This is a genomic window from Flavobacterium sp. WG21, from assembly GCF_000335775.1.
GTDB lineage: Bacteria > Bacteroidota > Bacteroidia > Flavobacteriales > Flavobacteriaceae > Flavobacterium > Flavobacterium tructae.
This window is the reverse complement of the sequence record NZ_AMYW01000022.1, coordinates 39,130-55,762: the sequence shown is the minus strand read 5'-3', so window position 1 is coordinate 55,762 and position 16,633 is coordinate 39,130. Positions and strand designations below refer to the sequence as shown.

The following is a 16,633-nucleotide window of genomic DNA, read 5'->3' as shown; positions in this document are numbered from 1 at the left end:
ATGTCTATAAAAGAATTTGTTCAAAAATTTTACAAGTCAGATGCCTTAATTGATAGCGAAATCATGAAAGCTTACTTACATCCGGAAGTAAAGTTAGACTGGAACAGCACCAAAGGATTGATTGAGATGGATTATGATTCTATGATAGCTATGGCCAATGAGCTTAGCCGTGCTTATGTTCGTTCGAAGGTTAGAATTAGCCATATCATTGCCGAAGAAGACTTAGTTTCAATACGATATTCTCACTTTGTAAAAACGATTGAGAACCCCAGAGAAGAGATGTTATTAGCTCATTTTGCCACAATTTGGCAAATAAAAGATGATAAATTATATCGCGGTTATCAAATGAGTCAATTTTCTTAATTTTTTTAAAGACAAAAAGGTTAAAATACGTTACAAAACCTTACTTTTGCATCACAATTTTAAAAACTACATAAAATATATATCATGAGTGTTTTAGTTAATAAAGATTCCAAAATAATTGTTCAAGGATTTACAGGTAGCGAAGGAACTTTCCACGCTTCTCAAATGATTGAGTACGGTACAAATGTTGTTGGTGGTGTAACTCCGGGTAAAGGAGGAACAAGCCATTTAGACCGTCCGGTTTTTAACACAGTAAAAGATGCTGTAGAACAAGCCGGAGCTGATACATCTATCATTTTTGTTCCGCCAGCTTTTGCTGCTGATGCAATTATGGAAGCTGCTGACGCTGGAATTAAAGTAATTATTGCTATTACTGAAGGAATTCCTGTAGCTGATATGATTAAAGCTAATAACTATGTTAAAGAAAGAAATTCAAGATTAATCGGACCAAACTGTCCTGGTGTAATTACTCCGGGAGAAGCTAAAGTTGGTATTATGCCAGGTTTCGTTTTCAAAAAAGGAACAGTTGGTATCGTTTCTAAATCAGGAACTTTAACTTACGAAGCTGCTGATCAGGTTGTAAAACAAGGTTTAGGAATTACTACTGCTATTGGTATTGGTGGAGATCCAATTATTGGAACTACAACTAAAGAAGCAGTTGAATTATTAATGAACGACCCAGAAACTGAAATCATCATTATGATTGGTGAAATTGGAGGTCAATTAGAAGCTGATGCTGCTAAATGGGTAAGAGCTGATGGTAACCGTAAACCAGTTGTTGGTTTTATTGCCGGAGAAACTGCTCCAGCAGGTAGAACAATGGGTCACGCAGGTGCTATTGTTGGTGGTTCTGATGATACTGCTGCTGCTAAAAAACAAATCATGAGAGACAACGGAATTCACGTTGTTGATTCACCAGCTGAAATTGGTAAAAAAGTAAAAGAAGTACTTGGATAATTCCGGGTATTTAAAATAATAAATTCCAAAAAAGTCTCAATATTCTGTTGAGACTTTTTTACATTTAAAGTCCTCAGGGATAAATCAAAAAAACTTAGTATCTAAGTATCTCAACATCTTAGAAACTTAAAAATAAAAATATGTACAAAGAATTAGAAAAATTTAAAGTAAGTAGTAGTTTTACTTTTACAACTGAAGACAGTTTAGAACAAGTTTGTAACGCTCCTGAAGGAGGTGCAGGTGTTTTTGTAGTTTATGCAGTTGAAGGAAATGCAAAAGAATTGATCATGGTAGGATCTACCGGAACTGTTCAAAATGATGGTACTTTGAAAAGCAAAAACGGCGGATTGTACGATAAAATTGTAAACGGACATCAATTTGCAAAAACGGGAAGAAAATACTCTTGGCCAGCACAAATGAAATTAGAAAATATTGCTGCTCTTGAAGTAGTTTGGTTCGAAACTTTCAATGCAGATTCAAAAGGAATTCCAACTACAGTAGAAGGACAGGTTTTGCAGAATTTCTTAGATGAAAATGCAAAATTACCTAGATGGAATGTAGCTTTCTAAAAGAAAACTTCAATATAAAATCGTCAAAAGCCTTACTAAATATTTTAGTAAGGCTTTTTTTTTAACACATAGAAATATAGATTTGATACTTTTAAAAAAGGTATTTCCCTTATTGAAAACACACAGAGGCTACTAGGTGTGAGAAACCGGTAAAGTATCTTTTTTGTCAGATATTATACCGATTCTCGTACTGCTTCAGTCCAATGTTTTGTTGCTTAATATTTGAATTTGGAATAGTTACTTTTTTGATCGGCAGGTACTACTTTAGAATAAAATACAAACAAATCATTTAAGCTATTGTTAAAAAAAAGCTAAAGAACTATGGCTGTAAAATCTGACATTTAGATAAAATAAAAGATTAGCTTAAATTTTACTTTTATGTGCTAAACCCCGTTAAGTCAATAAAAAAAGCTCTTTCCAAATGTTAAATATTTATATTTCTCTTATAAAAAAATTTGTTTTATATGTTTGCTTTTATATATTTATCGCATAGATGTAAAGAATAATGTTAAAAAATCTTATTCTTTATGTTAAAAACAAGTGCTTATTTTCAAGAATTCTATTGCAATTTTATATGAATACCAAAACTCTACAATTCAAAACATCGGACGATCTTACGCTTTGGACTAACTTGAAAAATGGAGATGAAAAGTCATTCTCTTTGTTGTTTGAAAAATACTATGGTGATTTGGTAAATTATGGAAATTCACTTTCTCCGAATGCCGAAAAGGTACAGGATTGTGTTCAGGATGTTTTTACAGATATTTGGGTTTACAAGAATGGGCTTCAAAGTTCGGTTGTAGTAAAAGCCTATTTATTATCAAGTGTACGCAAGCGTATTGCACGTTTATACGAGCGTGATCATATTTTTCGCAAGTCCGCAAGCACAGATTCAATTGCTTTTCTTTTAGAGTTCTCTGTAGAACATGATCTCATGGATGATGATTATGCTACAAAAGAAAAAGTAATTCATTTGAATAAATTATTAAACAATTTACCGGCACGACAAAAAGAGGCCTTATACTTAAGATACCATCAAGGCTTAACGGTTGATCAAATTGCCGATATGCTGGAAGTAAATTATCAATCAGCAAGTAACTTACTACACCGCGGTTTACTTACTCTTCGCAAGGAATGGAAGGGTAGTGTTTCGTTAATTCTTCTTCTTTCCTCAACAACTTTTTAATTTTATTTATACAGAATTAAAAAAAAATCACAATTTGGTGAGTATATAATAAGAAAGCCGTCCTCTATGTTTTTGTAACCCTATTTCTAGATGCAAAAACGTAATACATATACCGAAATTGAAGATTTCTTATCTGATGAATCATTTCAGTCATGGATTTTATCCAAAATAGACAATGATGGTTGGGAAGAATGGACTTTAGAGAGTCGTCAGCGCGCTAAGCTGGTAGAAGATGCAAGATTATTGTTGTTGGCCATGAAAGTGCCGGATCAGCCGATATCTCCTGTAGATCTTCATCATGCTTTGCAGGCCACCTGGATTAAAATCGAAGAGAAAGAGAATCAGAACAATTCAACCCCAAGTTCGAAAATAAAATTTCTTAAGAAATATTTTCTTAGTGGTATTGCCGCTGCTTTAATTATTGGCTTAGGATCAGTTTGGTTGTATAACAATCAAATAATTCCTAATAGCAAAGAAGTAACCTACAATGAGTTAATTAGTGAAAACAATGAAGGACTGGTTGAACAAACCAATAATTCAGACAAAGCTCAAATTATTACTTTATCTGATGGTAGTTCGGTTTTATTACAACCTAATAGTAAACTGAGTTATCCTAAGATCTTTACCGGAAACGAAAGAAAGGTGTATTTATCTGGTGAAGGCTTCTTTGAAATTAGTAAAAATCCAAAAAAGCCCTTCTTTGTTTACGCCAATGAAATTGTTACGAAGGTAGTTGGAACTAGTTTTAGAGTCAAGGCCTATTCTGACCAACCTGATGTTGAAGTTTTGGTTCGCACCGGTAAAGTAAAAGTAAAATCAAACGATTTGGTTGCAAAGTCAGACGATGATGAAGTTGTTTTGTTACCTAATCAGGCGTTACGTTTTCAGCGAAAAGATTTAAGCTTTAATAAAATTACAAATATCACTCAGGATATAGTCCTTACCCGTAGTGTCGGAAATATCGAACAGCTCAGCTTTGAGTTTACCGATATTCCGGTATCACAAATTTTTGAAACGATAGAGCAGGCTTACCTTGTAGACATCGATTATCCAAAAAACAAGCTGAAAGACTGTCACCTTACAACATCTCTTAGTGATCAGCCTTTGATGGAAAAGCTAAAAATTGTCTGTAACAGTATTGGCAACAAGACGACTTTTGAAATGAATGGAAATCAAATCGTTATCGTATCTGATGGATGTAACTAAACTCATTTTGCAACTGTAATTGTAAAGTTGAGTTTTAAATAACAAAGAAAAAACATGAACAACCTAAAATAACCAAAACAAATAATAATAACGCCTATGTAAAAGAAAATGCATAAAAAAAGTGCCGAAATGCTGTAACATTATCGACACTTAGATGAATCAAATTACTCTCTGTAAAGAGTAACTGAGGATGTTTCTTAAAATACACTCGAATCAGTATTAATCAAAACAAACCAAAATTATGAAAAAACCAGTTGTTAAACAACGATTACTCCATCGAATCATGAAAATAACACTATTTCAGTTTGTTCTGGCACTTGTGTTTTCAAGTGTTGCCATGGCAAATGATGTAAATGGACAAAAAAAATTAGATACTAAAGTTACAATTAATATTACAAATTTAACTTTAGACAACACCTTGTCTAAATTACAAAAGTCTGCAAATGTAAAGTTTTCTTACAATTCAAGATTACCACAACTGAATCAAAAAGTTAGTATAGATGCTAACGATGAAACTTTGTCGAGTATTTTGAATCGAATTTTATTACCATTTAATATCACTTACACTGAAGTCAGCAATCAGATAATTCTACAGAAAAATGCATCAGCAGTTCCTTTTACAAGTGCTGAAACATCAAATTCAGTATTTGAAAGCTTAACCGCTGCAGGTCCGATTATTAAGGGTACAGTTACAGATGTTAGTGGCAGTCCGCTACCTGGAGCTACTGTATTAGCGAAAGGAACTAAGATTGCGGTATTAACAGATTTTGATGGTAAATTTTCTATCGAAATGCCGACTAACAGTGACAGACTTGTAATTTCTTATGTTGGAATGGAAACAAAAGAAATAGGAATAAGCAATACAAATCCGGTTATCGTTTTAAATGAAGCAGGACAAAATCTAAAGGAAGTCGTAGTAACCACAGGTTATGAAAAAACTTCAAAAAGAACTTTTACGGGGGCAATCAGTAAAATTTCCGGCAGTGAATTGAAAGTCGATGGTGTTGTAGATGTAAGCAGAATGATTGAAGGTAAAGCTGCCGGTGTTACTGTACAAAACGTTACGGGATCTTTTGGTTCGACGCCAAAAATTACGGTTCGTGGATCTTCTTCTATTTTTGGAGATACCAAACCTTTATGGGTTATTGATGGGGTTGTACAAGAAGATATTATCAACGTTTCATTTGCTGATTTAGCATCTGGAAACTCAGCAACATTATTAAGTTCTGCTGTAGCAGGTTTGAATGCAAATGATATTCAAAGTATTGAAATTCTAAAAGATGCATCTGCTACTTCAATCTATGGTTCAAGATCGTTAAATGGGGTGGTGGTTGTAACTACTAAACAAGGACGTAGAGATTCTCCTCTAAAAGTGACTTATTCTGTTGAAAATACAGTTAGAACTGTACCAAGTTATACTCAGTATGATATTCTAAATTCTCAGGAATCGATGAGTATTTTTCAAGAGATGAGAACCAAAGGTTATCTTAATCAAAGTTCGTCTATTACTGCAAGATTTAGTGGTGTTTATGGTATTTTGGCTAAAGAAGTTAACCGCTATAATGAATCAAATGGTCAGTATGGTGTTAGAAATGAGCAGCCATACATCAATGAATTTTTGCAAAAATATGAATTAGCAAATACAGACTGGTTTAAAGTTTTATTCAGACCATCTATCACGCAGAATCACTCCTTAAGTTTTTCAGGAGGTGGAAAAAATAATACTTTTTATGGTTCTCTAGGATACTATACTGATCCGGGATGGACTTTAGCTGATAATGTGAAACAATTATCATCAAACTTAAAAGGAACATTCTTTATCAACGACAGATTAAATATTACTTTATCAACACTTGCTTCTATACGTGATCAGGAAGCTCCGGGTACGTACGAAAGTAAAAATGATGCTGTATTTGGTAAGATAACCAGAGATTTTGATATTAACCCATTCAATTATGTATTAAGTACAAGCAGAACGCTTAGACCTTATGATGAAAATGGTAATTACGAATACTACCAAAACAACTGGGCTCCTATGAACATCTTAAAGGAGTTGAAAAATAATACTATGGGGATAAAAGTAAACGATATTCGTTTTCAAGCTGACATAGATTATAAAATAAACAAAAACTTAACCTATAACTTTACAGGTTCTGCACGTTATGCTAATACATCAAGAGAGCATAAAATTTACGAAGATTCAAACGTAGTAGGGGCATATAATGCAGGAGTTGGTGCGACTCTAAATACTCAAATTCAAAAGGATAATGTGTTCTTATACCAAAATCCAAATGATTTAACCGCACCGAAAATATCTGTATTGCCAAATGGTGGATTTTTAAGAAAATACACTAACGACATGACTTCTTATAATGTTAGAAATAGTATTACTTACAGAAACACATTGAATGACAAACATGAATTAGAAGGCTTCTTTGGTACAGAGTTCAGATCAGTAGACAGAAATAATGACAATTTTACTGCTGCAGGAATTCAGTATGAAAAAGGGCTTAGTGCTTTTATTGACCCAAAATTAATTGAAAAGTTAGTAAACGAAGGAAACTCTTACTACGATTTTGGAGCTGAAAGAGAGAGAACAGTTGGTTTCTTTGGAAAAGTTGGATATACTTACGATCGTCGTTATACAGGATCTATTACTGGTCGTTATGATGGGTCTAACAGACAAGGAGATACAGGATCATCAAGATGGCTTCCTACTTACACATTAAGTGGTAAATGGAACATTAAAGAAGAAAATTTTATGAAGAATGTTGAATCTGTAAACACTTTAGCACTTAGAGCTTCATACGGTTTAACAGCAACGGCAGGTCCTGCTACAAATTCATTGGCTATTTACAGAAGTTTTATCACTAACCGTTTTAACACAGGTGACAGAGAAAATGCAATAAATATTTCGGATTTACAGAATGCTGATTTGACATGGGAGAAACAATTTGAAACCAATATTGGTTTCGATCTTGGATTGTTTAGAAACAGAGTACAAGTAACTACAGATGTTTACAGCCGTAAAGCATTTGATCTTATTGATTATGTAATTACTTCCGGTGTTGGAGGACAATCTGTTAAACAGGGTAACAATGCCGATATGGAAACTAAAGGTATTGAGTTTGGTTTTACTACTCAGAATATTGCTGCGAAAGATTTTAAATGGTCTACAACACTAAACTTATCTGTTTATGATCAAAAAATTACAAAACTAGCCAACAGACCAGCAGTATTTGATTTGATAGCTTCCAACGGAGGTAACACAGTAGGGCATCCTAGAAACTCACTTTATTCTTATCAGTTCACGGGACTGAATCCTGAAGGATTACCAACTTTTAAATTACAGGATGGTGCTGAAAATAATATTACAGAAGCTAATTTTCAGGATACTAATAATGTAATGAAATATTTAAAATATGAAGGATCTGTTGAGCCAAATAAATCTATTGGTCTTGCTAATACGTTTACTTACAAAAACTGGTCATTATATGTTTTCATAGTAGGATCAGGAGGAAATAAAATCAGATTGAATCCTGTGTATAATAATGTTTACACAGATCAGACCGTTTTCACAAAAGAATTTGCTAACAGATGGATTAATCCAGGTGACGAGCAATATACAAATGTACCGGTTATTGCAGATCAATTGTTGAACAGGAATTACGGAGCCAATAACTTACAAATTGCATACAACACCTATAATTTTTCTGATGAAAGAATTGCAAGTGGTGACTTTGTACGATTAAAAAATATCTCTCTTGGCTGGGAATTCCCAAGTGATTTTAAAAGAAAGTTAGGAGTTAGCACCTTTACTTTAAAAGGTTCTGCGGTTAATCCATGGCTGATTTATTCAGACAAAAAATTAAACGGACAAGATCCTGAATTCCGTAATACCGGAGGGGTAGCTTTCCCTATTACAGCACAATATACTTTTGCAATAAATATTTCATTCTAATACTAAAATTGATTATGAAAAATATAAAAATAACACTATCACTATTATTGCTGATTGGTTTTAGCAGTTGTGATGATTTCCTTTCAGAAGTACCAGATAACAGAACGCAGATAGATACACCTGAGAAAATATCTGAATTATTAGTTACAGCCTATCCTAGCTCTTCTTATTTTGCACTTGCTGAAGCCATGTCAGATAATGTTTTTGACAGTGAGTTAAAACAGGCTGCGAATGTAAATAATGATAATAGCTATAATTGGGAAATGCAAAATCAGATCGGAACAGATACTGAAAATGATTTTTGGACCGGATCGTACGAAGCTATAGCAGCAGCAAATCAGGCATTAGATGCGATTGAAAAATTAGGCAGTCCAACAAGTTTAAATCCACAAAGAGGGGAGGCATTGATCGCGAGAGCCTATTCTCATTTTATGTTGGTTTCATTATGGGCAAATCGCTACAATCCTACAACAGCCTCAACAGATTTGGGAGTTCCGTACATTACAAAACCGGAAACAGAATTATTAGTGAAGTACAAACGTAATACTGTCAAAGAAGTTTTTGATTTTATTGAGCAGGACATTACAGAAGGTTTGAAATATGTAACAAATGATTATAAAGAACCTAAATTTCATTTTAACAGGGATGCTGCCAGGGCTTTGGCATGTCGTTTTTACTTAATAAAAGGGGACTGGGATAAAGTTCTTGAATTTTCTGAAGGACTTGGCTCTAAACCAACTAAAATTAGAAGTTACCTTGCTTTTAACGCTGTTCCTTTCTCCCAAATGCCTTTAGAATACTCTAAAGCAGAACAGGAAACCAATCTGTTAATTGCTTATCCTAATTCAACTGCAAACAGAGCAGGTGCATACAGATTTGCTCTTGCCGGAAATAAATCAGATGAAATATTAGGTAATCAAACCAATATGTGGGGTAAACCAAATCTAATTAAAGCTCAAGGTCAGTATTATAGCGGAGTACTAGTTGTGGTTCCTAAACTTTACGAATATTTTAAAGTTACCAACTTAACATCTGGTATTGGAGTGCCATACACTGCTACTGTTTTACTTAGCAATGACGAGTTATATTTGAACAGAATTGAAGCATTGGTGATGAAAAACAGAATGGCAGAAGCCAATACAGAACTGGGATTCTTTTTAGGAACCAGAACATCAGGATACAATGCTACAACAGATGTCTTGAATGAATCAGTAGTACAAGCTAAATATCCGGTAATCACAAATGAGTATACTCCATTCTATACCTTAAGCCCGCTTCAGGCTTCCTACATAAAAGCAATAGCGGAGGCAAGAAGAAAAGACTTTTTACGTGAAGGACTTAGATGGTTCGATATTAAACGTTTTAATCTGGTTGTAACTCATAATACACTTGAGTTTGGTAAAGTAATTCGAAAAAACGTTCTGGAGAAAGATGATAATAGAAGAGCATTACAAATTCCGCTTAGAGCTTCAGATAATGGTATTGAAAAAAATCCTAGATAATTTTTAATTAAAGTATAGTATGAAAATAGTAAAAACATATAAAATAGCACTAATGGCAGGGGTTTTACTTCTTGCATCCTGTGCCCATGAAGTACAGCCAAAAGAAAGTCAATTTGATTTTTCAGCACTGTCAAAAACAGATTTAGATAAATGGATTGGGACCAATTTCTTAGATCCTTATAACATAAATGTATACTATGAGTGGAATCAAAATTTAGTTGATAATACTAAATATCTATTTCCTCCTCAAGTAGATAAAGTTCAACCGGCAATGGAAGTGGTAAAAAAAATCTGGGTAGATAGCTACACCAAGATTGGCGGAGTGAATTTTGTAAAGAAAATTGCTCCCAGAGAATTTGTACTTGTTGGTGGTGTTAATTTAAACACTAACGGAACGGTAACACTAGGATTAGCAGAAGCTGGTCAAAGAGTTACACTATTTGAGGTAGATAAACTTAATAAGAAAAACAGAGCCAATGTTACACAGTTTATTCACACCATTCAACATGAATATGTGCATATTTTAAACCAAACTAAGCCATTTGACGAACAGGCCTGGTCAAAGTTAACTCCGGTAGGTTATACTTCTACATGGTACACAGAAGCACTTTCAACTTCAAGATCATTAGGTTTCATAACCAGTTATGCAAGATTGAATATTTACGAAGATTTTGCCGAAACTGCCGCTACAATTTTAACAAGTTCAAAAGCTGAATATGATGCCATTTTAGCAAGTGTAACAGATGCTACAGCTAAAGCAAATATTAAAGCAAAAGAAGCATTGGTTGTAAAGTATTATAAGGATTCTTTTAATATAGATTTCTATGCTTTAAGAGATGAAGCTCAAAAAAACACTGATGTTGTAGTTAATAACTAAGGACAATAAATTTTATAAAAAGCAATATTATGAAAGCAAAAAATATATATAAGTATTTAGCGATTTCTTTGATAGCTTTATTTCTGGGATCTTGTACAAGCACAGAAGTAGACGCTAAATTTGATCAAAATGCTACCGAAAGATTAAGTTCTCGTCAAAAAGAACTGAATGATGTTCTACTTTCATCTTCAGAAGGATGGAAAGCCGTTTACTACACAGACAGCACACAATTAGGAGGCTGGACACATTTATTCAAATTTCTTCCGGAAGGAAAAGTAGATATGGCTTCCGATTTTAATAGCCTGACAGGTACTTACAAAAGTCAGTACGAAATTCAGGTTGGCAGCACTGTAAGTTTAGTTTTTACAACGGAAAATAGAATACATCTTTTGTCTGATGCGAATAATTCTCCTACAGCGGCTCTTTTAGCCAAAGGATATTTAGGAGATTTTCAATTCTTTTATTATGGACAGAAAAATGGCGACATTATTTTTAAAACCAATAGAAATGGACACGAAGTTCGTTTTGTAAAAGCGACAGCAAAAGATTGGACAGATTTACCTAAAAACACGCCAATAATAAATGCCATAACAGGAAATGAGGTAAGTCCGCTTTATAGATTATTGCAAATAAATGACGGATCTACGGTACAAAACTATGATTTTGATTACAATACAGCTGCGCGTTTTGGAGTGGCAACATCATTAGTAGCAGGATCAAATGACGTTCAAAATTTAGCTTTGGCTTTTACACCAACCGGAGCTACAGTAAAACCGGCACTTACAGTAAAAGGTCAAAAGCTAACTAATTTTGTGTATGATTCCGCTACTAACAATTTTGTGGCAACTGGAACTGGTGGAGTAAGTGCAACTCTTAAATTTAGCAATGTCCCACCAAGATTAACAGATGATTATAAGATATTGCTTCCGGGGAAAATTTATGCCAGATTTGGTTATTATGTTGACGATTATACAGAGGATGCATCAACAAACTCGCAATTGTTTGTAAATGAGTTAGCAAAAATTAACGCAAGTTTACCTAAAGGTGTAGCCATATCATCTGTTCAGCTTTATTTGAATCACTCGCTTGGAAATTTCATTTACTATACGTTTACAGGTGGTCAGGCAGCAATTTTTCACTACATAGATGTTGTGGAAGACGCACCGAACCAAAAGATCATTCTAAAACATAAGTCCTGGAACGGAAACACAACTGCTGCAGCTCCTGCATTTTTGGCAAGTTTTGATAAAAATCTTGTCAATACAACTGGTGTTTATGTCAAGAAAGAAAACTTCAAGTTAGGATATACCAATACCGTTTATACGTTTACCAGTGCGTCAAGTTCATTTAGAATGACAACCTGGCTGCTTTAAGTTGCACCTAAAAAAATGCATTGTAGTCTTTTAGAAAGAGCAGCTACAAACTGCAATGCGTTTTGTCTTTATTTTATTTTATTTTATTTTATTTTATTTTTATTTTGAGTTGAGGCAGCCCTTACGGGCTGCTTTTTTAAGTGAGAAATCAGAACAACTCGTTGTATATGATTTAGAAAGAGAACTAATATGTTATTTAAGAATATGTTTATGTCTGAAACTCAACGGACAAAAAATGATTGAGCTAACCAACTATTAAACAACCAATTTTATGATGTTAAAAACTATTTTAAATTTCGCAGGAGTTGAAGTACTAGGTAAAGAAGAACTAAAAGAAGTAAACGGAAGCGGTGGAGTAAGATGTACTGTACCGTGGTCACCATTACCTTATAATGGGCCGTGTATTATGCTTCCACCGATAACACCTGCAGAACCAATATGCAGAGCAACGATAGATGGTGTGATTTGTGAGTAGTTTTAAAGATGTGTCATCCTTAAAGAAAGATATTCAACCGATGCTAAAAGTTGAATAAATGACTTTTAAAGAACATTTTTTTATAGATTAAGAAAAACCGTTTCATAATTTGAAACGGTTTTTTTATGATTATTGCTAAAGAATCGTCCTAAATCGCAAATTATACTAAGAGTAATTTTTTTAAAAAGGGAATTATCATATATTTGACAAGTCATTCACAGCACTGTTTTTTACTCTTTTTCTCAGGAGAAAGTAAATAGCTGGTTAGCTGGAAATAATATTAACATTAATTTTGAATATGAAATTACTAGAAGGAAAAGTTGCCATTATTACAGGCGCTAGTCGTGGAATTGGAAGAGGAATTGCTGAAGTTTTTGCTAAACATGGCGCAAACGTTGCTTTTACATACAGCTCATCTGTAGCTTCTGCAGAAGCTTTAGAAGCTGAATTGAACGGTTTAGGAATTAAAGCAAAAGGATACCAATCAAATGCTGCCGATTTTAATGAAGCACAAACTTTTGTTGATGCAGTTTTAGCTGATTTCGGAACCGTAGATATCTTAATTAACAATGCCGGAATTACAAAAGACAACCTGTTAATGCGTATGTCTGAAGCAGATTTTGATCAGGTTATTGATGTAAACCTGAAATCTGTCTTTAATATGACAAAAGCAATTCAAAAAACCTTTTTGAAACAACGTTCAGGATCTATCATAAATATTAGTTCAGTAGTTGGAGTCTCAGGAAATGCAGGACAAACTAACTATGCCGCTTCAAAAGCAGGTGCAATTGGTTTTACTAAATCTGTAGCATTAGAGTTAGGTTCCCGTAACATTCGTTGCAATGCAATCGCGCCAGGTTTTATTGAAACGGAGATGACTGCAAAATTAAACGAAGATGTAGTAAAAGGATGGAGAGAAGGAATTCCGTTAAAAAGAGGAGGAAGCGCAGAAGATGTTGCTAACGCTTGTCTTTTCTTAGCTTCAGACTTAAGTGCGTATGTTACCGGACAAGTACTTAATGTTTGTGGAGGAATGCTTACCTAAAAATAATTTAAGGATTCAATAATTGAAAAATTTAAAGATTACTAATTTTTCAATCTTTTAATTTTTAATTTTTTTTAATCTTTCAATTCATAAAATATGACTACAAACACGATTCTATTAATATTACTTTCTTTAGTAATCGCAGTTGGTTTGTCGTATTTTCAATATTTTTTTAAAGCCAAAAACAAATCCAATGTGATTTGGTTTTTGGCTTTTTTACGTTTTTTAGCCATTTTTGGATTATTGCTTTTACTGATAAACCCAATAATGACCAAAAATACACTGGAAGTTACTAAAACTCCGCTTGCGATTGCTGTAGACAATTCAAGTTCTATTACCGCTTTATATTCAAATAAAAAAGTAATCGAATTGCATCAAAAATTGATGTCGAATCCTGCGCTTCGGGATAAATTCGAAATTCAGTCCTACCAGTTTGATGCCGATTTTAAACCTTCAGAGAAGTTTGATTTCAAAGGAAAACAAACCAATCTTGACGAAGTTGCCAAAAATCTAAAAAGCATCAATAAAAACCTGATTTTTCCAACTGTAATTATAACTGACGGAAATCAGACTACAGGAAACGATTATGTCTATCGTTTTGATCCTGTTAATAAAGTTTATCCCTTGGTTGTGGGAGATACAACCACTTTTTTAGATCTTAAAATCAATCAGCTTAACGTAAACAAATACGCTTTTCACAAGAATAAATTTCCGGTAGAAGTATTTCTTCAATACGCAGGAGACAAAGCTACAAATGCTGATTTTACCATATCACAAGGAGGTAAGGTAGTTGCCAAAGAAAAAGTTTCTTTTTCTCCTTCCAAAAAGACAGCAACCTTAAACTTACTTTTACCGGCTGATAAAGTAGGCTTACAAATTTTTAAAGCAGCAGTTTCTTCCAATATCAAAGAGAAAAACAGCTACAATAATATCAAAAATTTTGCTGTCGAGATCATTGATCAAAAGTCAACGATTGCAATCGTTTCTGCTATAAACCATCCCGATATTGCAGCGTTAAAACGTTCGATTGAAACCAATGCACAGCGTAAAGTGATCCTGGTTAAGCCAAACGATATCAATCAGCTGCAAGAAGCTTCTGTTTTGGTTTTATACCAGCCAACGACAGCATTCAAGGCTATCTTCGATAACAATAAGCTTGCCGGAGTAAACACTTTTATCATCACCGGTAACAACACTGACTTTAATTATTTGAATCAGCAGCAAAAAAATCTGGTATTTAAAATGAGTGGTCAGAGAGAAGATTATCTGGCAGAATTTGAATCGCAGTTTAATCTGTTTGCTGTAGATAATATAGGTTTTGAAAATTTTCCGCCACTGCAAAATTTATTCGGAACGGTGACCACTAATGGAAATGTATCGGTACTGCTTTCTTCAAAAATTAGAAATGTTTCTACAAATGCACCCTTACTGGCCTTTACAGAGAATCAGGCAAAAAGAACCGCTTTTCTTTTAGGAGAAAACAGCTGGAAATGGCGTCTTCAAAGCCATATTGACAATCAGTCTTTTGAGAAGTATGACGTTTTTATAGATAAGGTTATTCAGTATCTGGCCTCAACTACTTCCAAAAAATCTTTGGTAGTTACACACGAAAGCTTCTACAATTCCGGTGAGGCTATTGTGATCAATGCGCAGTACTTTAATAAAAACTATGAGTTTGATGAAAAAGCAAGACTTACAATTACCGTAACAAATGCAGCAACCAAACAGGTAAAAAACTACGACCTGCTAAAAGGAAACAACTCTTTTTCCGTAAACCTGGATGGACTGGCCACCGGAAAATACAATTTCACAGTAAAAGAATTGAACACCAATACTTCTTATTCAGGTCACTTTGAAATTTTAGATTTTGATATCGAAAAGCAATTTGTAAATCCGGATGTTCAGAAATTAAAGCAATTAGCCCTACAAACCAACGGAAAAGCTTTCTTTGAAAATCAGTCAGATGATTTAATTCAACAGCTTTTAGAGAATAAAGAATACAAATCGATCGAAAAAAATATTTCCACCAAAACACCTTTAATTGATTGGGTTTGGCTGTTGATTTTAATTGCTTTGGTATTTACTGCAGAGTGGTTTATCAGAAAATATAACGGGTTGCTTTAATCAATCATTTAAACCATAAAACTTGAAACTTGAAACAAAATAACTAAAAACTAAAGAAATGGATTTCAGGCTAAAAGTATTCTACACCGTTGCACTCCGTCTTAACTTTACTAAAGCGGCAACTGAATTATATATTTCACAGCCAGCGGTTTCCAAACACATTCAGGAGCTTGAAGAAACTTATAAAACCAAGCTTTTCGAACGAAACGGTTCCAAAATCGCTTTAACTCCGGCAGGAGAAATTCTGCTAAAACACACCAAAAACATCTTTGAAATATATCGCGAAATAGATTTCGATATGAGCAGTTTTATTAACGATCGTCAAGGATTACTGAGGTTGGGAGCGAGCACAACGATTTCTCAGTACATTATTTCACCGGTATTAGCACGTTTTCATCAAAAACAAAAAGACATTAAAGTCAATTTGCTCAACGGAAATACAGAACAAATTGAGAATGCCTTAATCCATAAAGAAATCGAAATCGGAATTGTTGAAGGACAATCCAAAAACCAATCGATTAAATATACTCCGTTTTTAAAAGATGAACTGGTGCTGGTGTGCAATACCAAAAATCCGCTGATCAAACAAAATGAAATTTCACTGGAAGATTTAAAATCGATGAAATTCATTACCCGTGAGCGTGGATCTGGAACACTTGAAGTTATAGAATACTCTTTGAAGCAAGTTGGGGTAAAAATAAGTGATCTACAAATCGAAATGCAGTTAGGAAGTACCGAAAGCATTAAATCATATCTTCTAAATTCGGATTGCCTGGCTTTTATGTCCATACATGCAGTAGATAAGGAACTTAAAAACAATGAATTAATGATACTTGATGTCGCTAATTTGTCTGTTGAACGCTACTTCTACATCATTACTTTACTAGGTAAACCAAATGCATTAACCGAGCTTTTTATCCAAAATTTGTCTGCTTATTATAACCTAGAGTTATAGCCTATTGCGTTTTACGATTGGTAATTTTGATATAAACGAC

At 33.9% G+C, this 16,633-nt stretch carries 13 protein-coding genes; all 13 read left to right on the top strand.

The window, feature by feature from the left end; translation table 11 throughout:
* The 13 genes from C245_RS0115415 to C245_RS0115355 all read left to right on the top strand — a co-directional run bounded on the left by C245_RS0115415 (position 1) and on the right by C245_RS0115355 (position 16,593).
* The gene (locus C245_RS0115415) at positions 1–363 is read left to right on the top strand and encodes a nuclear transport factor 2 family protein (protein ID WP_017497510.1); all 363 of its coding nucleotides are present in this window, start codon (positions 1–3) and stop codon (positions 361–363) included.
* A gap of 84 nt (positions 364–447) precedes the next feature.
* Positions 448–1,320, top strand: coding sequence for a succinate--CoA ligase subunit alpha (gene sucD, locus C245_RS0115410; RefSeq protein WP_017497509.1), 873 nt, complete (start codon positions 448–450; stop codon positions 1,318–1,320).
* A 140-nt stretch (positions 1,321–1,460) separates the two neighbouring features.
* Positions 1,461–1,889, top strand: a complete 429-nt coding sequence (locus tag C245_RS0115405) for a hypothetical protein (protein WP_017497508.1) — start codon at positions 1,461–1,463, stop codon at positions 1,887–1,889.
* A gap of 574 nt (positions 1,890–2,463) precedes the next feature.
* Positions 2,464–3,075 carry an RNA polymerase sigma factor gene (locus C245_RS0115400; RefSeq protein ID WP_017497507.1) on the top strand — a complete coding sequence of 204 codons (612 nt, stop codon included), beginning with the start codon at positions 2,464–2,466 and terminating at the stop codon, positions 3,073–3,075.
* A 90-nt stretch (positions 3,076–3,165) separates the two neighbouring features.
* A complete protein-coding gene (locus tag C245_RS0115395) occupies positions 3,166–4,281 on the top strand; it encodes a FecR family protein (protein ID WP_017497506.1) in 1,116 nt (371 codons plus the stop codon).
* A gap of 241 nt (positions 4,282–4,522) precedes the next feature.
* Complete coding sequence (locus tag C245_RS0115390; protein WP_026110092.1) at positions 4,523–8,242, top strand: SusC/RagA family TonB-linked outer membrane protein; 3,720 nt, start codon at positions 4,523–4,525, stop codon at positions 8,240–8,242.
* A gap of 14 nt (positions 8,243–8,256) precedes the next feature.
* Positions 8,257–9,744, top strand: coding sequence for a RagB/SusD family nutrient uptake outer membrane protein (locus C245_RS0115385; RefSeq protein ID WP_017497504.1), 1,488 nt, complete (start codon positions 8,257–8,259; stop codon positions 9,742–9,744).
* Between the two features lie 19 nt (positions 9,745–9,763).
* Positions 9,764–10,621, top strand: coding sequence for a putative zinc-binding metallopeptidase (locus tag C245_RS0115380; protein ID WP_017497503.1), 858 nt, complete (start codon positions 9,764–9,766; stop codon positions 10,619–10,621).
* A gap of 29 nt (positions 10,622–10,650) precedes the next feature.
* Complete coding sequence (locus C245_RS0115375; protein ID WP_017497502.1) at positions 10,651–11,994, top strand: DUF4302 domain-containing protein; 1,344 nt, start codon at positions 10,651–10,653, stop codon at positions 11,992–11,994.
* Between the two features lie 271 nt (positions 11,995–12,265).
* Complete coding sequence (locus C245_RS0115370) at positions 12,266–12,469, top strand: hypothetical protein (RefSeq protein ID WP_017497501.1); 204 nt, start codon at positions 12,266–12,268, stop codon at positions 12,467–12,469.
* Between the two features lie 298 nt (positions 12,470–12,767).
* Entirely contained in the window at positions 12,768–13,514 is a 747-nt protein-coding gene (gene fabG, locus C245_RS0115365; RefSeq protein WP_017497500.1) for a 3-oxoacyl-[acyl-carrier-protein] reductase, read from the top strand.
* Between the two features lie 96 nt (positions 13,515–13,610).
* On the top strand, positions 13,611–15,638 hold the full coding sequence (locus tag C245_RS0115360) for a hypothetical protein (protein ID WP_017497499.1): 2,028 nt from the start codon (positions 13,611–13,613) through the stop codon (positions 15,636–15,638).
* Positions 15,639–15,696: 58 nt separating this feature from the next.
* Positions 15,697–16,593 (top strand): LysR family transcriptional regulator, encoded by an 897-nt coding sequence (locus tag C245_RS0115355; protein ID WP_017497498.1) that lies wholly within the window; start codon positions 15,697–15,699, stop codon positions 16,591–16,593.
* Positions 16,594–16,633: the final 40 nt, after the last annotated feature.